At 72.7% G+C, this 20,013-nt stretch carries 15 protein-coding genes; 11 read left to right on the plus strand and 4 right to left on the minus strand.

The features are described from left to right. Positions 1-158: 158 nt before the first annotated feature. The 7 genes from GT042_RS13745 (at position 159) to GT042_RS13775 (ending at position 9,700) form a co-directional block, all read left to right on the plus strand. A complete protein-coding gene (locus GT042_RS13745) occupies positions 159-1,868 on the plus strand; it encodes an acyclic terpene utilization AtuA family protein (protein ID WP_161309003.1) in 1,710 nt (569 codons plus the stop codon). Then, entirely contained in the window at positions 1,865-3,463 is a 1,599-nt protein-coding gene (locus GT042_RS13750) for a carboxyl transferase domain-containing protein (RefSeq protein ID WP_161308991.1), read from the plus strand. The genes GT042_RS13745 and GT042_RS13750 overlap by 4 nt, the downstream gene beginning before the upstream one ends. Positions 3,464-3,471: 8 nt before the next feature. Then, on the plus strand, positions 3,472-5,499 hold the full coding sequence (locus GT042_RS13755; protein ID WP_202532739.1) for a biotin carboxylase N-terminal domain-containing protein: 2,028 nt from the start codon (positions 3,472-3,474) through the stop codon (positions 5,497-5,499). Continuing rightward, on the plus strand, positions 5,496-6,674 hold the full coding sequence (locus GT042_RS13760) for an acyl-CoA dehydrogenase family protein (RefSeq protein WP_161308992.1): 1,179 nt from the start codon (positions 5,496-5,498) through the stop codon (positions 6,672-6,674). Before GT042_RS13755 ends, GT042_RS13760 begins: the two co-directional genes overlap by 4 nt. 91 nt (positions 6,675-6,765) lie before the next feature. Continuing rightward, a complete protein-coding gene (locus tag GT042_RS13765; protein WP_161308993.1) occupies positions 6,766-8,349 on the plus strand; it encodes a 4-coumarate--CoA ligase family protein in 1,584 nt (527 codons plus the stop codon). Then, complete coding sequence (locus GT042_RS13770) at positions 8,346-9,089, plus strand: enoyl-CoA hydratase family protein (RefSeq protein ID WP_345943767.1); 744 nt, start codon at positions 8,346-8,348, stop codon at positions 9,087-9,089. The genes GT042_RS13765 and GT042_RS13770 overlap by 4 nt, the downstream gene beginning before the upstream one ends. Next, positions 9,077-9,700, plus strand: a complete 624-nt coding sequence (locus GT042_RS13775) for a TetR/AcrR family transcriptional regulator (protein ID WP_161308994.1) — start codon at positions 9,077-9,079, stop codon at positions 9,698-9,700. Before GT042_RS13770 ends, GT042_RS13775 begins: the two co-directional genes overlap by 13 nt. A gap of 340 nt (positions 9,701-10,040) precedes the next feature. On the opposite strand, the gene GT042_RS13780 is transcribed toward GT042_RS13775, so the two are convergent. Further along, positions 10,041-11,135, minus strand: a complete 1,095-nt coding sequence (locus tag GT042_RS13780; protein ID WP_161308995.1) for a citrate synthase 2 — start codon at positions 11,133-11,135, stop codon at positions 10,041-10,043. Between the two features lie 342 nt (positions 11,136-11,477). On the opposite strand from GT042_RS13780, the gene pdxH reads away from it, so the two are divergent. Together pdxH and GT042_RS13790 are read left to right on the plus strand one after the other, a co-directional pair. Next, positions 11,478-12,101: a pyridoxamine 5'-phosphate oxidase gene (gene pdxH / locus GT042_RS13785; protein ID WP_161308996.1), complete on the plus strand. Its 624-nt coding sequence runs from the start codon at positions 11,478-11,480 to the stop codon at positions 12,099-12,101. Positions 12,102-12,546: 445 nt separating this feature from the next. Then, entirely contained in the window at positions 12,547-14,004 is a 1,458-nt protein-coding gene (locus GT042_RS13790) for a PAS domain-containing protein (RefSeq protein ID WP_161308997.1), read from the plus strand. A 107-nt stretch (positions 14,005-14,111) separates the two neighbouring features. On the opposite strand, the gene GT042_RS13795 is transcribed toward GT042_RS13790, so the two are convergent. The 3 genes from GT042_RS13795 to GT042_RS13805 form a co-directional block, all read right to left on the minus strand. Then, positions 14,112-15,632, minus strand: coding sequence for a SulP family inorganic anion transporter (locus GT042_RS13795; RefSeq protein ID WP_161308998.1), 1,521 nt, complete (start codon positions 15,630-15,632; stop codon positions 14,112-14,114). 73 nt (positions 15,633-15,705) lie between these two features. Further along, positions 15,706-16,290, minus strand: coding sequence for a carbonic anhydrase (locus GT042_RS13800; protein ID WP_161308999.1), 585 nt, complete (start codon positions 16,288-16,290; stop codon positions 15,706-15,708). A gap of 548 nt (positions 16,291-16,838) precedes the next feature. Beyond that, positions 16,839-17,594 (minus strand): SIS domain-containing protein, encoded by a 756-nt coding sequence (locus GT042_RS13805; RefSeq protein ID WP_161309000.1) that lies wholly within the window; start codon positions 17,592-17,594, stop codon positions 16,839-16,841. Positions 17,595-17,842: 248 nt separating this feature from the next. On the opposite strand from GT042_RS13805, the gene GT042_RS13810 reads away from it, so the two are divergent. Both GT042_RS13810 and GT042_RS13815 read left to right on the plus strand, forming a co-directional pair. Then, on the plus strand, positions 17,843-18,535 hold the full coding sequence (locus GT042_RS13810) for a metal-dependent transcriptional regulator (protein WP_161309001.1): 693 nt from the start codon (positions 17,843-17,845) through the stop codon (positions 18,533-18,535). 492 nt (positions 18,536-19,027) lie between these two features. Beyond that, complete coding sequence (locus GT042_RS13815; RefSeq protein WP_161309002.1) at positions 19,028-19,897, plus strand: alpha/beta hydrolase; 870 nt, start codon at positions 19,028-19,030, stop codon at positions 19,895-19,897. Positions 19,898-20,013 lie beyond the last annotated feature (116 nt).

Genomic DNA, 20,013 nt, shown 5'->3' on the forward strand with positions numbered 1-20,013 from the left:
CGACCCCCGGCGCCCCGACCCCCGGCTCCCCGGCGGCCGGCGCCCCGACCCCAGGCGCCCCGACAGCCGGAGGCAGGACCACCGCCGCCCCGACAGCCGGAAGCAGGACGACCGGCACAACGACAGCCAACTCCCCCCTCACCGGCGCCGCCCCCGGCATCCTCCGCATCGGCAACGCCTCCGGCTTCTACGGCGACCGCTTCGACGCCCTGCGCGAGATGCTCACCGGCGGCCCCCTCGACGTCCTGACCGGCGACTATCTCGCCGAGCTGACCATGCTCATCCTCGGCAGGGACCGGCAGCGCGACCCCGCCGCCGGATACGCCAAGACGTTCCTGCGGCAGCTGGAGGAAGGGCTCGGGCTCGCCCACGAGCGCGGCGTGAAGATCGTCGCCAACGCGGGCGGACTCAACCCCGCCGGCCTCGCGGCGGCCGTCCGCGCGCTCGCCGAGCGGGTCGGCGTCCCGGTCCGCGTCGCCCACGTCGAGGGCGACGACCTGCTGGCGAGGGGGAGTTGGGGCGACGGCGTCCTGACGGCCAACGCCTACCTCGGCGGCGCCGGGATCGCCACGTGCCTGCGCGCGGGCGCCGACATCGTGGTCACCGGCCGCGTCACGGACGCCGCGCTGGTGACCGGACCGGCCGCCGCCCACTTCGGCTGGGCACCCGACGATTTCGACGCGCTGGCCGGCGCGGTGGTCGCCGGGCACGTACTGGAGTGCGGGACCCAGGCCACCGGCGGCAACTACGCCCTCTTCACCGACCACGACCCCCGCCGCCTGCGCCACCCCGGCTTCCCGCTCGCCGAGATCCGCGCCGACGGGACCGCCGTCATCACCAAGCACCCCGGTACGGACGGGGTCGTGGACCTCGGCACCGTCACCGCCCAACTGCTGTACGAGACGGGCGGGGCGCGGTACGCGGGCCCCGACGTGACCGCCCGCCTCGACACCGTACGGCTGACCCCCGACGGACCCGACCGGGTCAGGATCTCCGGCGTACGCGGCGAGCCGCCGCCCCCCACGCTCAAGGTCGGCCTCAACCGGGTCGGCGGCTGGCGCAACGAGGTCGTCTTCGTCCTCACCGGACTCGACATCGAGGCCAAGGCGGACCTCGTCCGCGACCAGGTGACCGACGCACTCGCCACCACCGGAGGCAACACGCCCCCGGCCGAGGTGCGTTGGGAACTGGCCAGGACCGACCACACCAACGCCCCCACCGAGGAGACGGCCAGCGCGCTGCTCCGGCTCGTCGTGCGCGACCCCGATCCGGACGCGGTGGGGCGGGCCGTCACCGGCGCCGTGGTCGAGCTGGCGCTCGGCAGCTACCCCGGCTTCCACGTCACGGCCCCGCCCGGAAAGGGCGCCCCCTACGGGGTGTTCGAGTCCACCTACGTCGACGCGGCGGAGGTCGGCCACCTCGCGGTGCTGCCGGACGGCGAGCGCGTGCCCGTACCAAGGCCCGTACACACCAAAGAACTTGAGCCGGTCCCAGAACCGGACGCCGACCTGCCCGAACCGCTCCCCACCGGCCTCGCCACCCTTCCCGCGCCCCTCGGCCTCATCGCGGGCGCCCGCAGCGGCGACAAGGGCGGCGACGCCAACGTCGGCGTCTGGGCGCGGAGCGAGGGCGCGTGGCGGTGGCTGGCGCACGAGCTGACCGTCGACCTCTTCCGCCATCTCGTCCCCGAGAGCGCGGAGTTGACGGTCGTACGGCACGTCCTGCCGCACCTGCGCGCGCTCAACTTCACCGTGGAGGGCCTGCTCGGCGAAGGTGTCGCCGCCCAGGCCCGGTTCGACCCCCAGGCCAAGGCACTCGGCGAGTGGCTGCGCGCCCGGTACGCCCACCTCCCGGAGGTCCTCCTGTGACCGTGCTCCCCACCGCGCTCGACCCGGCCTCCGCCGACTACGCCGCGCACCGCGAGGCGATGCTCGCCAAGCTCGCCGAACTGGACGCCGAACACACCAAGGCGCTCGCCGGAGGCGGTGAGAAGTACGTGGCCCGGCACCGGGCGCGGGGCAAACTGCTCGCCCGGGAGCGGATCGAGCTGCTGCTCGACCCGGACACCCCGTTCCTCGAACTGTCCCCGCTCGCCGCCTGGGGCAGCGACTACCCGGTGGGCGCGTCGATGGTCACCGGCATCGGTGTGGTCCAGGGCGTCGAGTGTGTGATCACCGCCAACGACCCTACCGTACGCGGGGGTTCGAGCAATCCCTGGACGCTGCGGAAGGCGCTGCGCGCCAACGAGATCGCGTACACCAACCGCCTGCCGCTCATCAGCCTGGTCGAGTCGGGCGGCGCCGATCTCCCCTCCCAGAAGGAGATCTTCATCCCCGGCGGCGCGCTCTTCCGCGACCTGACCCGGCTGTCCGCCGCCGGAATCCCCACCGTCGCCGTGGTGTTCGGCAACTCCACGGCCGGCGGGGCGTACGTCCCCGGCATGTCCGACCACACCGTCATGATCGAGGAGCGCTCGAAGGTTTTCCTCGGCGGCCCGCCGCTGGTGAAGATGGCGACGGGCGAGGAGAGCGACGACGAGTCGCTCGGCGGCGCGGAGATGCACGCCCGTACGTCGGGGCTCGCCGACCACTTCGCCGTGGACGAGCAGGACGCGGTCCGGCAGGCGCGCCGGATCGTCGCCCGCCTCAACTGGCGCAAGGCACAACCCGATCCGGGTCCCGCCGCCCCGCCGAAGTACGACGAGGACGAGCTGCTGGGCATCGTGCCGGGCGACCTCAAGATTCCCTTCGATCCGCGCGAGGTGATCGCCCGGGTGGTCGACGGCTCGGACTTCGACGAGTTCAAGCCGCTGTACGGACCGAGCCTGGTGACCGGGTGGGCCGCCCTGCACGGCTATCCGGTGGGCGTCCTGGCCAACGCGCAGGGCGTGTTGTTCTCGGCGGAGTCGCAGAAGGCCGCGCAGTTCGTCCAGCTCGCCAACCAGCGCGATATTCCCCTGGTGTTCCTGCACAACACCACCGGCTACATGGTCGGCAAGGAGTACGAGCAGGGCGGGATCATCAAGCACGGCGCGATGATGATCAACGCGGTGTCGAACTCCACCGTCCCGCACCTGTCGGTCCTGATGGGCGCCTCGTACGGCGCCGGGCACTACGGCATGTGCGGGCGCGCGTACGACCCCCGCTTCCTCTTCGCGTGGCCGAGCGCCAAATCGGCCGTGATGGGCCCGCAGCAGCTCGCCGGGGTGCTCTCGATCGTCGCGCGCGCCTCGGCGGCGGCGAAGGGGCAGCCGTACGACGACGAAGGGGACGCGGCGCTGCGCGCGCTGGTCGAGCGGCAGATCGAGTCGGAGTCCCTGCCCCTGTTCCTGTCCGGACGGCTGTACGACGACGGGGTCATCGACCCGCGCGACACCCGCACGGTTCTCGGCCTGTGCCTGTCCGCCCTCCACACCGCGCCGGTCGCGGGAGTGCGGGGCGGCTTCGGCGTCTTCCGGATGTGAGGCGAACGATGACGAAGAGTGTGCGGACGCGGACGGCCAGGACCGTGCTGATCACCAGCGTCCTGGTCGCGAACCGGGGCGAGATCGCCTGCCGGGTCTTCCGTACGTGCCGGAAACTCGGCATCGCGACGGTCGCGGTCTTCTCCGACCCGGACGCGGACGCCCTGCACGTGCGGGAGGCGGACACGGCCGTACGGCTGCCGGGGGCGGCGCCCGCCGACACCTATCTGCGGGGTGACCTGATCGTGAAGGCGGCGCTCGCGGCGGGCGCCGACGCGGTGCATCCCGGCTACGGATTCCTGTCCGAGAACGCCGAGTTCGCGCAGGCGGTCCTCGACGCGGGCCTGGTGTGGATCGGGCCGCCGCCGGCCGCGATCGAGGCGATGGCGTCGAAGACGCGCGCGAAGGAATTGATGGGCGCGGCGGGTGTGCCGCTGCTGGCGCCGGTGGATCCGGGCGCGGCCACGGAGGCGGACCTCCCGCTGCTGCTCAAGGCGGCGGCCGGGGGTGGCGGCAGGGGCATGCGGGTGGTCCGTGAACTGGCCGCCCTGAAAGACGAGTTGGCGGCTGCTTCGGCGGAGGCCGTGTCCGCGTTCGGCGACGGCGAGGTCTTCGCGGAGCCGTACGTGGAACGCGGCCGGCACGTGGAGGTGCAGATCCTCGCCGACGCGCACGGGACGGTGTGGGCGCTGGGCACCCGGGACTGCTCGCTGCAACGCAGGCACCAGAAGGTCGTCGAGGAGAGCCCGGCGCCGGGACTGCCGGCCGAACTGCTCACCGGCCTGGCGGACGCGGCGGTGGCGGCGGCGCGCACGGTGGCGTACCGGGGGGCGGGGACGGTCGAGTTCCTGGTCTCGCCGCGGGGCTGCCCGTACTTCCTGGAGATGAACACCCGCCTCCAGGTCGAACACCCCGTCACCGAGGAGGTGTTCGGCCTCGACCTGGTGGCGCTGCAACTGTCCGTGGCGGAGGGCGCCCCCCTCCCGCCCGCGCCGCCGGAGCCGTACGGCCACGCGGTGGAGGCACGGCTGTACGCGGAGGACCCGGCCCGGGACTGGGCCCCGCAGACGGGGGTCCTGCACGAACTGTCGGTGGAGGCGGAGGGGCAAGGGGAAGCGGAGGGGGTACGGCCCCGGCACGGCGCGGCCCAGGACGCCGTACGCCTCCGCACCGACACCGGCTACGGCCCCGGCGACCGCGTCGGCCCGCACTACGACGCGCTGCTCGCCAAGGTCGTCGTCTGGGCCCCCACCCGCGCCGAGGCCCTGCGCCGTCTCGCGCACGCGCTGCTGCGCGCCCGGATCCACGGCCCCGGGACCAATCGGGAGTTGCTCGTACGGTCGTTGACCCATCCCGACGTCCTCGGCGGGCACCCCGACACCGGGTTCTACGACCGCCACCTCGACGCGCTCACCGCACCCGCCGCAGGGGAGGGCGAACGGCACGCGGCCGTCGCCGCCGCGCTCGCCGACTCGGCCGCCCGGCGCGGCGCCACCACCGTGCCCGCCCGCCTCGGCGGATGGCGCAACCTCGCCTCGCAGCCGCACCGCAAGACCTACGGCGACCACGAGATCAGCTACCGGGTCACCCGGGACGGGGTCCGCGTGGAGGACGACGCGGTCCGGGTCGTCAGCGTCTCCGAGCGGCTCGTACGCCTCGAAGTCGACGGTGTTGTACGGGACTTCCACGTCTCGGCGTACAGCGACCACGTGTACGTCGACACCGCCCACGGGTCGTACCGCCTCCTCGCCCACCCCCGCTTCACCGACCCGAGCGCCACCACCGCCCCCGGCTCGCTGCTCGCCCCCATGCCCGGCACGGTCGTACGCATCGCCGACGGGCTGGCCGAGGGAGACCGCGTAACCGCCGGGCAGCCCCTCGTCTGGCTGGAGGCCATGAAGATGGAACACCGCGTCACGGCCCCCGCCTCCGGCACCCTCACCGCGCTCCACGCCACCCCCGGCCGCCAGGTCGAAGTGGGCGCCCTGCTCGCCGTCGTCGCCACCGACCCCGCCCCGGAGGACCAGCCGTCATGAGCCGCAGCACGAGCAGCGCCGTCACCGACCCGAGCACCGGCGGCACCTTCGTCGAGTCCGAGGAACACACCGCCCTCCGCGCCGCCGTCTCCGCCCTCGGCCGCCGCCACGGAAGGGACTTCGACCGCGAGACCCTCTGGCGCGAGGCCGGCAAACTCGGCTACCTCGGCGTGAACCTCCCCGAGGAGTACGGCGGCGGAGGCGGCGGAGTCGTCGAACTCTCGCTTGTCCTCGAAGAGTTGGGCACGGCAGGCTGCCCGCTCCTCATGCTCGTCGTCTCGCCCGCCATCTGCGGCACGGTGATCGCCCGCTTCGGCACCGACGCGCAGAAGCGGCAGTGGCTCCCCGGCCTCGCCGACGGCTCCCTCACCATGGCCTTCGGCATCACGGAACCCGACGCCGGATCCAACTCCCACCGCATCACCACCGCCGCCCGCAAGGACGAAGGCGGCGGCTGGATCCTCAACGGACGCAAGGTCTTCGTCTCCGGCGTCGACATCGCCGACGCCACCCTCGTCGTCAGCCGCACCGAGGACGCCAGGACCGGCCGCCTCAAGCCCTGCCTGTTCATCGTCCCGCGCGACGCCGACGGGTTCACCCGTTCCCCCATCGACATGGAACTCCACGCCGCCGAGAAGCAGTTCGAACTGGTCCTGGACGACGTACGGCTGCCCGCCGACGCCCTGGTCGGTGACGAGGACGCCGGACTCCTCCAGCTCTTCGCCGGCCTCAACCCCGAGCGCGTCATGACCGCGGCCTTCGCCCTCGGCATGGGCCGCTACGCCCTCGCCCGCGCCGTCGAGTACGCCAGGACCCGCCAGGTGTGGAAGGAACCCATCGGCGCCCACCAGGCCATCGCCCACCCCCTCGCCCAGGCCCACATAGAACTGGAACTCGCCCGCCTGATGACGCGCAAGGCCGCCCACCTCTACGACTCGGGCGACGACGTGGCGGCGGGCGAGGCCGCCAACATGGCCAAGTACGCCGCCGCCGAGGCCTGTGTGAAGGCCGTGGACCAGGCCGTGCACACCCTCGGCGGGAACGGCCTCACCCGGGAGTACGGCCTCGCCTCGCTGGTCACCGCCGCGCGCGTGGCCCGGATCGCGCCCGTCAGCCGCGAGATGATCCTGAACTACATATCCCATCAGTCCCTGGGTCTCCCCAAGTCCTACTAGGACACGCGATTCTGGGCGTTCATGTCGCGAACCGCGCGTTCGTGTCCCGCGCGCCGGAGCGCCGAAGCGTCCAAGCGTCGAAGGGGTCGTCATGATCTTCCACAGCGAGTACGCGGATGTCCCGGCCGTCGATCTGCCCATCCACGAGGCCGTCCTCGGCCGCGCCGCCGAGTTCGGCGACACCGTGGCCCTGGTCGACGGCACGAACGGTACGAACATGACGTACGGCCAGCTCGACACATACCACCGCGCCCTCGCCGCGGCCTTCACCGACGCGGGCGTGCGCAAGGGTGACGTCCTCGCCCTGCACAGCCCCAACACCGTGGTGTATCCGGCGGTGTTCTACGCCGCCAGCCGCGCCGGGGCGACCGTCACCACCGCCCATCCCCTCGCCACCGCCGAGGAGTTGGCCACACAGCTCCGCGACTCGGCGGCCCGCTGGATCGTCACGGTCGGGCCGCTCCTCGAAGTGGCCCGCCGCTCGGCGGAGTTGGTCGGCGGCATCGAGGAGATCTTCGTCTGCGACCGGGCCGTCGGACACCGCTCGGTCCGCGACCTGTCGCGCTCGACGGCCCCCCAGGTGACCGTCCCCGTCGACCCCGGCGAGGACATCGCCGTCCTCCCGTACTCCTCCGGCACCACCGGCGTCCCCAAGGGCGTGATGCTCACGCACCGCTCGATCGCCACGAACCTCGCGCAGATGGAACCCGTCGTCCCCATGGGCCCCGGCGACCGCATCCTCGCGATTCTGCCGTTCTTCCACATCTACGGCCTCACCGCCCTGATGAACGCGCCCCTGCGCCACGGCGCGACCGTCGTCGTCCTGCCCCGCTTCGACCTCGACCAGTTCCTCGCCGCGATCCAGACGTACCGCATCACCGGCCTGTACGTCGCCCCGCCCATCGTCCTCGCCCTCGCCAAGCACCCGGCCGTGTCCCGGTACGACCTCAGCTCGCTCCGTTACGTCCTGTGCGCGGCGGCCCCGCTCGACTCCCGCCTGGCGGCGGCCTGTTCGGCCCGGCTGAACCTCCCGCCCGTACGGCAGGCGTACGGCATGACGGAGCTGTCGCCCGGCACGCACATCGTGCCGCTGGACGCCACCGACCCGCCGCCCGGCGCCGTCGGCAAGCTCCTCCCCGGCACCGAGATGCGCGTCGTGCGCCTCGACGACCCGGACGCGGACGTGGCGGCCGGTGGCGAGGGCGAGATCCTCATCCGGGGCCCGCAGGTCATGAAGGGGTACCTCGGCCGCCCCGGCGACACCGCCGCGATGATCGACCCCGACGGATGGGTGCACACCGGGGACGTCGGCCGGGTCGACGCCGACGGCTGGCTGTTCGTCGTGGACCGCGTCAAGGAACTCATCAAGTACAAGGGCTTCCAGGTCGCCCCCGCCGAACTCGAGGCACTGCTCCTCACCCACGACGCGATCGCGGACGCGGCGGTGATCGGTGTGTACGACGCGGACGGCAACGAGGTCCCGAAGGCCTACATTGTCCGTCGACCCGGTGCGGAGACGCTCGGCGCCGACGCCGTCATGACGTTCGTCGCCGAACGCGTCGCCCCGTACAAGAAGATCCGCCGGGTCGAGTTCATCGGAGGCGTGCCCCGCGCCGCCTCCGGCAAGATCCTCAGACGCCAGCTGAGGGACCGCGAGAGGGAGATCACCACGTGACGGACGACCTGGTCACCACCGCCCACGACCGGGGCATCACCACCCTCACCCTGGATTCGCCCGCGAACCGCAACGCCCTGTCGGCGCGGCTCGTCGACGCGCTCCGGGCCGCGCTCGCCGACTGCGCCGGCGACCCCGCCGTACGGGCCGTGCTGCTCGCCCACACCGGCACCACCTTCAGCGCGGGCGCCGACCTCAAGGAACCGGCCGGCCCGTACGCCTTCGTCTCCCTGATGCGGCAGATCGTGGAGCTGCCCAAACCCGTCGTCGCGCGGGTCACCGGGCATGTCAGGGCGGGCGGCCTCGGGCTGCTCGGCGCCTGCGACCTGGCCTTCGCGGACCGTACGGCGGCGGACTTCGCGTTCACCGAGGTACGGATCGGGGTCGCGCCCGCCGTGATCTCGCTGCCGCTCCTGCCCCGGCTCACGCCCCGGGCGGCGGCCCGTTACTACCTCACCGGCGAACGCTTCGACGCGGCGGCGGCGGTCGCGGCGGGGATCCTCACCGAGGCGGCCGACGACGTGGACGCGGCGCTCGCGCCCGTACTCGACGGGCTGCGCAGGGCGTCCCCGCAGGGGCTCGCGGAATCGAAGAAGCTCCTGACGGCGGACGTGCTGCGGGCGTTCGACGACCACGCCGAGGACCTGGTCCAGCGTTCCGCCTCGCTGTTCGTGTCGGCGGAGGCCCGCGAGGGCATCGCCGCGTTCCTGGAACGGCGGGACGCGGCATGGGTGCGGTAGCCGCCCCGAAACAGGACCGCAGCCGGGCCACCCGGCTGCGGCTCCTGGAGGCGGCCGTGTCCTGCCTGGCCGAACACGGCTGGGCGGGCTCCACGGTCTCCGTCGTCGCCGAGCGCGCCGGGGTCTCCCGGGGCGCCGCGCAACACCACTTCCCGACCCGTGAGGACCTGTTCACGGCGGCGGTCGAGTACGTGGCGGAGGAGCGTTCCACCGCCCTGCGCGCCCTCGTCCCGGCCGGCCGGGCCCACCGCGCGCAGGCGGTCGAGGGGATCGTGGCGCTCTACACGGGCCCGCTGTTCCGCGCCGCCCTCCACCTCTGGGTCGCGGCCTCCGACGAGGAACAACTCCGCCCCCGCGTCACCGAGCTGGAAGCCAGGGTCGGCCGCGAGGCCCACCGCAGCGCGGTCGCGCTCCTGGGCGCGGACGAGTCGGTACCGGGCGTACGCGAAACGGTCCAGGGCCTCCTGGACATGGCCCGAGGCCTGGGCCTGGCCACCCTCCTGACGGACGACACCCCGCGCCGCACGCGGGTGGTGGCGCAGTGGTCGCACATCCTGGACGGGGTGCTGGGTGGCCCGGGAGGCGGGCCGGGGGCCGCGCCCACGGCCTGACCGAAAGCCTGACCGAAAGCCGGACCGAAGGCCGGACCGAAGGCCGGACCTGAGGCCGGACCTGAGGCCGGACCTGGGGCCGGACCTGCGGTCAGCCCCTGGGTGGGCCCGCAGGCCGGACCTGCGGTCAGCCCCCCGGGATGGGCCCGATTCGCCCCGGCGGCCAGGGCCGGTTCGGCCCAGGGCGGCCCGAAGCGGCCCTGCGCGGTCCCGTGCCCGGACTCCAAGGTGGGCCTGCGGCCTGCGGCCTGCCGCCCGCCGCCCGTCGGCCCACGAGGGCCGCGTGACCGGGGGGCTGCCCCCGCTCACGCGGCCCGTCCGCTCCGGTGGCCGTCGAGGATCAGAGGCCGCCGAAGCCCTCGATCTCCTCGACCGTCCGCGTCCCCGGACCCACATAGCGGGCCGACGGCCGCACCAGGCGGCCCGTGCGCTTCTGTTCCAGGATGTGCGCCGACCAGCCCGCCGTACGCGCACACGTGAACATCGACGTGAACATGTGGGCCGGCACCTCCGCGAAGTCCAGGACGATCGCCGCCCAGAACTCCACGTTCGTCGCCAGCACCCGGTCCGGCCTGCGCGCGTGCAGTTCCTCCAGCGCCGCCTTCTCCAGCGCCTCCGCCACCTCGTAGCGCGGCGCGTCCAGTTCGCGTGCCGTACGGCGCAGGACGCGGGCCCTCGGGTCCTCCGCCCGGTAGACGCGGTGGCCGAAGCCCATCAGCCGGTCGCCCTTGTCCAGCGCCTGCTTCACGTACGCCGACGCGTCGCCCGTACGCTCGATCTCCTCGATCATGCCGAGCACCCGCGACGGGGCGCCACCGTGCAGCGGCCCCGACATCGCGCCCACCGCGCCCGACAGCGCCGCGGCGACGTCCGCGCCGGTCGAGGCGATCACCCGGGCGGTGAACGTCGAGGCGTTCATGCCGTGCTCCGCCGCCGACGTCCAGTACGCGTCGACCGCCTTCACGTGCTTCGGGTCGGGCTCCCCGCGCCAGCGGATCATGAAGCGCTCCACGACGCTCCCCGCCTTGTCGATCTCCCGCTGCGGCACCATCGGCACGCCCTGACCGCGCGCCGACTGGGCCACGTACGACAGGGCCATCACGGCGGCCCGCGCCAGGTCGTCACGGGCCGTGGCCTCGTCGATGTCGAGGAGCGGCCTGAGCCCCCAGACCGGCGCGAGCATCGCCAGCGCGGACTGCACGTCCACCCGGATGTCACCGGAGTGGACCGGGATCGGGAAGGGCTCGGCGGCCGGCAGCCCGGGGTCGAAGGCCCCGTCGACCAGGAGCCCCCAGACGTTGCCGAAGGACACCTGCCCCACCAGGTCCTCGATGTCGACGCCCCGGTAGCGGAGCGACCCGCCCTCCTTGTCCGGTTCGGCGATCTCCGTCTCGAAAGCGACGACTCCTTCGAGTCCGGGTACGAAGTCGGACATCAGGCGGCTCCTCATGATGTGTGCGACGGGTGGTACCGGTCCGGTCACCCCGGTGATGCCCCGAACGGCGAATGGTCACCCACCGGCGGGAAAGCGGGAACGGCTGCTTCCGGTGTGGGAAGGCGACAGTGCCCCGCCCCTGGATTTTGGCGGGTTCCTCCGATGCGGGGAAGCGTGATATCCGGCACAGTGCCCGATTTCATCCCGGGAGGATTGGTGGCACTCCGTGCCGGGAAGACTCGCCCCTGCGGCAAGATGAGGCACGTGTCTGACTCCCTGCCTTCAGAGTTGCCTTCCGACGTGCCTTCGGACCGGTCGTCCGAGGCCCCGGACCCGGCCGTCATGCGTGAGCGGTACCGGAACATGCCGCTGCTGGGGACGGACCTCGCCCCCGCGCCCATGGACCAGTTCACCCGCTGGTTCACGGACGCGGCGACCGCCGGTGTGCACGAGCCGAACGCCATGATCGTGTCCACGGCCACCCGGGACGGCCGCCCGTCCTCCCGCACCGTGCTCCTCAAGGCGTACGACCACCGGGGCTTCGTCTTCTACACGAACTACACGTCCCGCAAGGGCCGGGAGATCGGGGCGAACCCGTACGTCTCGCTGCTCTTCCCCTGGCACCCGATGGCCCGCCAGGTCATCGTGACCGGCCGGGCGGACCGGGTCGGCCGCGACGAGACGGCCGCGTACTTCCGCACCCGCCCCCACGGCTCGCAGCTGGGCGCGTGGGCGAGCGACCAGTCCAGCCCGATCGGGACGCGGGAGGAGCTGCTGGCCCGGTACGAGGACCTGGCGGCGCGCTATCCGGAGGGCGAGCAGGTGCCGGTGCCGCCGGGGTGGGGCGGATTCCGGGTCGTCCCCGAGACGGTCGAGTTCTGGCAGGGGCACGAGAACCGGCTGCACGACCGGCTGCGGTACGTGGGCGAGGGGAAGGACTGGCGGGTGGAGCGGCTCTGCCCGTAAGAGCGGCTCTGCCCGTAAGGCCGTGAGGCATCGGAACGCCCCCCGCACGCGTCCGCCGCACGCGTCCGCCACACAACGCAGACGACCCGCAAGCCGTGGTCCCTCCGGGGAGGGAGCCGGCCGGACACACCGGCGGCTTGCGGGTCGGGTGACTGCTTGGGATTTCGGCCGACGACCGGCCGAGCACTTCAAGAGTGCGACTGGCAGGCCGTTAGCCCGCAGCCACCTCACTTGTCCGGACTGAAATCATGTTCCGGATCACCTCCTTTCGGTGTGACTGCAACGTTAGGCGCCCCTCCGGGCATGCTCAAGTGAATTTCGACGCCCACCGAGATTTGTTGGACGAGGCGATTTCGGGGAACGATGTGTGGGCTGAGTCACGTTCAAGTTGAATGATCGGACGTGCGACAGCACCGGCGGAGACGTCCTGCCAGGGGGTGCCAGGATGAGTGCTTCTCGAAGTGGGACCACCAGCGTGCCCGGGCCGGACGAGCCGGGCTCCGCGCCCGGCTCGGGCCCCGGAGCCGGACCGGAACCGGAATCGGAACCGGTGCGCGACGGGCCCGGCTCCGACCTGCTCGCGGCCCTGCTCGACGGCATGGACGCCGCGCTCTGCGCCTTCGACGCGGGCGGTGTGATCACTCACTGGAACCGCGAGGCGGAACGGGTCCTCGGCTGGTCGGCCGCGGAGGCCGTCGGCCGGCACGGCTTCGCGGGCTGGGCGGTGCGGACGGCCGACGCCGACGAGGTGCAGGGCAGGCTGATGGCCGCGATGGACGCGCCGGGCCGCCAGATCCACGAGTTCGCGCTGCTGCGCAAGGACGGCGGCCGGGTGCTCGTACGGACCCAGTCGGCCGGGGTGCGCGCCGCCGACGGCCGGCCCGCCGGGGTCTACTGCGCGTTCAGCGAGGTCCACGCGCAGATCGATCTGGAGCGGTCCATAGCGCTCAGCGAGGCCCTCTTCGACGAGGCGTCCTGGGGGGTGGTCCTCCTCGACGTCGACCTGCGGCCGACCGTCGTCAACGCGCACGCGGCGCGGGCGCTCGGTTCCGGGCGTACGTCCGTGCTCGGCCGGCCCCTCGGCGAGCTGATCACCCAGGGCGTCGAGGAGGTCGAGGGCGCGCTCCACCACGTCCTGGCCGAGGGCGCGCCCCGCGACCTGGTGGAGCTGTGGGTCACGGTCCGTACGGCCGAGGGCGGCCGGCGGCGGCGCTGCTGGCGCAGCGGGTTCCTGCGGCTGGCGTCCCCGCTGGCGGAGGAGCCGGTGCCGCTGGGGGTGAGCTGGATGTTCCAGGACATCACGGAGACGAAGCTGGCTGCGCAGGACGCGGACCGGCTGCGGTTCCGCTCCAGCCAGCTGCACCGGGCGGCGCGGGCGGCGTCGGAGTGCGAGGACCCCGGGGAGGCGGCGACGGTCCATCTGGACTTCGCGCTGGCGGGCTTCGCGGACCACGCGCTGCTCGACCTGGTGGTCGAGGGGGACCGCCCGGCGGCGTTCGTCACGTCGTCGTCGGACGCTCCGGTACGGCTGGTACGGGCAGCGGCGACGCCGTCCGGCGGGGGAGCGGGGCCGGGCATGCCGCTGGTCACGGGCGGGATACCGGTGCGGTACGGGAACGGGCACCCGGCGCTCCAGGCGATGGACCGGATCGGTTCGGTCCGGGCGAGCGCGCCGGGCGGGGCGGCGGCCCCGCCGACGTGGGCGCTGTCCCGGCAGTGGCCGGCGGACACGGTGCACGCGCTGTGCACGGTGCTGCGGAGCCGGGGGAGGTCGCTGGGCGTGGTGACGTTCCTGCGGGGCGCGAGCCGCCCGGCGTTCGAACGCCCCGACGCGGTGTACGCGGAGGACGTGACGCTCCGCGTGGCGGCCTCGCTGGATCTCGTACGAGAGCTACGCGAGTAGCGCGGCACGAGAGCTACGCGAGTAGCGCGCGGACCGAAGACCGCCGGACGGGCCGACAGGGCCCGTCCGGCGGTCGGGGACGGTGTGCCGGGAGGGACGTGGGCCGGTCAGCCCGAGCCCGTGGTCCTTTCGTCCACGCCCCGGGCCCGCGGCACCGCCGCCGCCGGGGGCAGCAGCCGTACGGGCTCCGTCTCCGCGTCGTTGTGCCGCAGGGCCCAGTTCTCCAGCGCGATGCGGCACGCGTGGTCGAGGTGGCGCAGGCCCATCAGGTCCAGCTCGATGGGGCGGTCCTTCGGGAGGTCCTCCAACTCCTCCATTATCCGCGGCAGTCGCAGGAACGTGGCGTTGCCGGTGACCGACACCACCAGCCGGCCGCCGGTCAGCTCCCGTACGTCGACGTGCAGGTGGGAGATCTCCCACGCCGTCTTCACCACCGCGAGGAGCAGCCCGAGGACCACTCCCTCGAAGAGGTTGGTGACGAGGATCGCCACCGCCGTGATCGCGAGGATCACGGCTTCGCCCCGGTGCTCGCGCCACAGCGGCACCAGGTCCTTCACCGGGACGAGCTTGAAGCCGGCGTACACCAGGACACCCGCCAGCGAGGCGAGCGGGATGACACCGATGGCGGCCGGGAGCAGCGCCGCGAACAGCAGCAGCCACAGGCCGTGCAGGATGCGGGAGAGCGAAGTCCGCGCCCCTGCCTGGACGTTGGCGGCGCTGCGGACGATGACGGCCGTCATGGGAAGCGCGCCGAGCGCCCCGCAGACCGTGTTCCCCACGCCCTGCGCCATCAGTTCCTTGTTGTAGTTCGTACGCGGCCCGTCGTGCATCCGGTCGACGGCGGCGGCGCTGAACAGGCTCTCGGCGGAGGCGATCAGGGTGAACGCGAGCAGGGTGCCGATCCCCGCGACCCCGGCGAGCACGCCGAAGTCGTCGAGGCCCGGCGGCTGGACGGAGGCCAGCAGGCCCTGTACCTCCACCTTGGCGAGGGGCAGGTCGAACACGATCGTCACCCCGGTGGCCAGCGCGACGGCCGCCAGGGGCCCCGGGACCGCCCGCACGCGGTCCGGGAAGCGGGGCCAGAGCACCAGGACGGCGACCGTCCCGGCGCCGACGAGGAACGCGGTGAGCGTCGTACCGTCGGTGACGATGTCCCAGGCCAGCCCGGGCAGCCCGGCGAGTTTGCCGAGGCCGCCGGACGGCTGGGCGGTGTCCGCCATGGCGTACACCTGTCCGAGGATGAGCACGAGGCCGATGCCCGCGAGCATCCCCTGGACGACGGCGACGGAGATGGCCCGGAACCAGCGGCCGAACCCGAGGGCGCCCAGGGCCAGTTGGAGCAGACCGGAGACGAGCACGATGGCACCGAGCGCGCCGGTGCCGAACTCCTTGACGGCTTCGTACACGAGCACGGTCAGACCGGCGGCCGGGCCGCTGACCTGGAGTGAGCTCCCTGGCAGGCAGCCGACGACGAGCCCGCCGACGATACCGGTGACCAGGCCCAGTTCGGCCGGGACCCCGGAGGCGACGGCGACGCCGACACACAGGGGGAGAGCGACGAGGAAGACGACGAGGGACGCGAGAATGTCGCGCCTCAGGACCCGGGGGTCCTTCAACAGCGTGAGCATGACGAGGGTTCCTAGCTGTGCGGTCCGAGAGCGGACGAGTGGTGGGGGAGGCGCCGTGCGGGTGATGTCGCCGTCACAGCGGTTTGAACTCCCCGCCCAGGTCGGGCCGGTGGGCGCTGATCGCGCCGGTGTCCACTTCGTAGTACCAGGCGTGCAGGGCGAGCGTGCCCTCGGTGATCCGCTCCCGCACGGAGGGATAGCCGCGGAGGGTGTCGAGCTGGGCCGCCGCGTGGTGGCGGACGGCGTGGGCCAGGCCTTGGCCGGCCGGCAGTGAGGGCACTCCGTGGTCGAGCCAGCCTCTGACGGCGGGCAGGGCGGAGAGGTCGTCGCCGCGCACGAGGGCGCCGACCGCCCCGCAGTGGGAGTGCCCGCAGACGACGATGTCGCGGATGTCGAGCACACGCAGCGCGTACTCGATGGTCGCGGTCTCGCCGCTGGGGCGCCGTTCGTCGTAGCGGGGGACGATGTTGCCCGCCGTACGGAGCTCGAAGAGCTCGCCGGGACGGGCGCCGGTGATCAGGGACGGGATCACGCGCGAGTCCGAGCAGGTGATGAACAGTGCCTGCGGGGTCTGCCCCGCGGCGAGTTCTCGGAATTCCTCGGGACGCTCCGCCACCTGGACGGAGAACGTACGGGCGTGGTCGATGAGTGACTTCATGATGGCCTGCCTCCTGCAACCCTCGGTCTGGCCGGGGCGCGGTGTGGTCGGGTCAGTGGGGGGTGTCGAAAAGGTGGAGCGGGTGGACGTCCTGGGCGGCCTGTGGCCGCTGCTCCCGCCGGGTCGCGGCGGGGAGGAGGCCGGTGGAGCGGCCGCCGTGGGGTCGTCCGGGAAGCCGGGTCAGGCCGAAACGGTCCGGCGTCTGACGGCGGGCACGCGGTCGGGTCGGGATCTCACAGCTCGCCCTTTCCGTGGTGCCGCCGTCCGCCTGGGATTTCCTCGGCGCGGATCGGTCTTCCTGGTTCTTCTTTCGGGTTTCGTACGGCAAACGGCGCGATGGTGTGCGCCGTCGGGCCGACAGCTCTGATGATGCGACACCGGAGCTTCCTCTACTTTGCCCGAACATTACCTTCGCGTGAAAGATCAAAATTTCGCCAAGCGGCGCGCGGGTGACGCAAAGTAGTGTTTTCACGTAAAACGAACGGCCGGGGTCCCCGGGAGTGATTCCCAGGGACCCCGGCCGTGTCTTCCCGTACCACCGGTGTCGGTCAGTGGCGGTAGAAGATGCGGTCGCGGTACTCGGTCATCACCCGTACGTTCCACTCGGGCCCGCCGTCCACATTGCCCGATCGCAGCAGCGGGGGCTCGGTGCCGCGCTCGACGAGTTCGCCGGCCGCCGCCGCCATCATCGCCTGCATGAGGGCGCTGGTGACGACCGTCGAGGCCGGCGCGAAGGGCGCCTCGATGCCGTCGGCGGTCAGTTCCGCGTCCCCGACGGCGATCCCGTTGTCGAGGACGATGTCGCAGTGGTCCTTGAGGAAGCCGCCGAGGGAGTTGCGGGACTCGGTCCTGCTCGCGTACGCCACCGACGTGACCCCGATGACGGTCAGCCCGAGCGCACGCGCGTGCGACGCCATCTCGACGGGCAGGATGTTCCGCCCGGAGAGGGAGATGACCACCAGCACGTCCCCCGCGGTCGCCGGGCTCGCGTCGAGCACGGTCGTCGCCAGGCCCTCCACCCGCTCCAGCGCCGAGCCGAGCGTGGCGGGCATGACGTCGACGCCCACCACCCCCGGGACGGCCAGCAGGTTCATCAGGGCGAAGCCGCCCGCGCGGTAGACGACGTCCTGCGCGGCGAGCGAGGAGTGCCCGGCACCGAAGGCGAACAGCCGGCCCCCGGCCGCGACGGTGTCGGCGATCGCCCGCCCGGCCGCGGCGATGTTCGCGGACTCCGTGTCCCGTACGCGCTGGAGCAGGCCGATCGCGGCGTCGAAGAACTGATCGGCCAGCTTGCTCTCGCTCATGGGGGAGCCCTTCCAGGGGTGGGGCGGGAGGTGGGGAATGCCGGTGCCGCGGATCACGTTGAGGTCTGGACCATTGCTCTGTCAATACGCTTCCCGTGCGCTTCGCGCCCGTCCCCTGCCGGTCTCCCGTGCGTCTCCCGTCCGCTTTCGCGGTCCGCCGCCGCATCGGCGCCTCCGGCACGGCACGGTTGTCAGCGGTATGCGTCAGAATTGGGTCAGGGCCAGCGCACGATTATCGAGGGGCACGTATGTCCGGACTGATCGACACCACGGAGATGTATCTCCGCACCATCCTTGAGCTCGAAGAGGAAGGTGTGGTCCCGATGCGCGCCCGGATCGCCGAGCGGCTGGACCAGAGCGGGCCCACGGTGAGCCAGACCGTGGCCCGCATGGAGCGCGACGGCCTGGTCCAGGTGGCGGGCGACCGGCATCTCGAACTGACGGAGGAAGGGCGCAGGCTGGCGGTCCGCGTCATGCGCAAGCACCGGCTCGCGGAGTGTCTCCTGGTCGACGTGATCGGCCTGGAGTGGGAGCAGGTGCACGCGGAGGCGTGCCGCTGGGAGCACGTGATGAGCGAGGCGGTGGAGCGGCGCGTCCTGGAGCTGCTGCGCCACCCGACGGAGTCGCCGTACGGCAATCCGATCCCGGGTCTGGAGGAGCTGGGCGAGAAGGCGGAGGCCGACCCGTTCCTCGACGCGGGCATGGTGAGCCTGGCGGAGCTGGATCCGGGCGCGGAGGGCAAGACGGTGGTGGTGCGGCGGATCGGCGAGCCGATCCAGACCGACGCCCAGCTGATGTACACGCTGCGGCGGGCCGGGGTGCAGCCCGGGTCCGTGGTGAGCGTGACGGAGTCCCCCGGCGGGGTGCTGGTCGGGAGCAGCGGCGAGGCGGCGGAGCTGGACGCGGAGGTGGCGTCGCACGTGTTCGTGGCGAAGCGCTGAGCCTTCGGCGCGGCGTGGTGTCTGTCCCTCCTGAGCGCCCGGGGCGCGTGCGGGGCTGCCCTCCGGGGCATATGTCAGGCAGACATCGGGGAGGGAGCGGTGATGGGCCGATACGGACACGGGCACGGCGCGTCGCCTGTCGGTGACGCCCTGTGCGCCGCGTGCGCGGTGCGCGGGCCGCACCCCCTTCCCTGCCCTCCCCTTCCCTTCTCCCCTCCGTACGGAGAGGGCTCCGGCGCCTCATGGCACCGGAGCCCTTCCTCCCCCGCGCCGACCCGGAGCCCCGAGCTCCCAGGGTCGGCGCCTTCGGACCCTCATCCCCGAGTGGTCCGCCTCCCGGAGAACATCTCCCCTCGGGTGCGACCGGCAATCCCCGAGCGGGGTCACTCGAACGAGCGGTGTTGTAGACCAGAACGGCGTTTTCGAATGGGAGTTCGATAGTCTGGCGGGGTCGGACTCGACCACTCAGGACCGAAGGGGGTGCCAGGACGCATGGTTCAGCGCATCGATGTGACCGGAGCCGAGGGGGTACGCCTCGCCGCCTGGGAGTTCGGGGAGCCGCCCAAGCGGGGCGGGGAGGCCGCTCCCGAGCGGGAGTCCGGCGTGTTACTGCTCCACGGGCTGATGGGCCGCGCCTCGCACTGGGCCTCGACGGCCCGGTGGCTCGCCGAACGGCACCGCGCGGTGGCCCTCGACCAGCGGGGCCACGGCCGCAGCGAGAAGCCGGCGGAGGGCCCCTTCACCCGCGAGGCGTACGTCGCCGACGCGGAGGCCGCGGTCGAACAGCTCGGGCTCGCGCCGGTCACCCTGATCGGCCACTCGATGGGCGCGCTGACGGCGTGGCAGCTCGCGGCGAAGCGGCCCGACCTGGTGCGGGCGCTGATCATCTGCGACATGCGGGCGTCGGCGCTGGGCGCGGCGTCGCAGCGGGAGTGGGAGAACTGGTTCAAGACGTGGCCGGTGCCTTTCGCGACGCTCGCGGACGTCAGGAAGTGGTTCGGCGAGGACGACCCGTGGGTCGAGCGGGCGAGCCCGGCGCGGGGGGAGTTCTACGCGGAGGTGATGGCGGAACGGGCCGACGGCTGGGCCCCGGTGTTCTCGCGCCGCCAGATGCTGACGTCACGGGAGACGTGGGTGCACGACGCGCACTGGGAGGAACTGGCGCAGGTCCGCTGCCCGACGCTGGTGGTACGGGGGCAGGACGGGGAGCTGGGGCGGGCGGAGGCGCAGGAGATGGTGCGGGTGCTGCCGCGGGGGGCCTACGCGGAGGTCGCTGACGCGGGCCACCTGGTCCACTACGACCGCCCGGACGCGTGGCGCGCGGCGATCGAGCCTTTCCTGGACGAGGTGATCGCGCCGTAGCGCCCTTGGCCTGGCGGCCGGCTTTTGTCCTCAATCGCCGGACCGGCTTGGTTTGTGGCGTCTGCCCGGTGGGCGGGCGCGGCTTACTGATTGTCCTCAATCGCCGGACGGGCTTG

The sequence above is a fragment of the Streptomyces sp. SID3212 genome, assembly GCF_009865405.1.
Classification (GTDB): Bacteria; Actinomycetota; Actinomycetes; order Streptomycetales; family Streptomycetaceae; genus Streptomyces.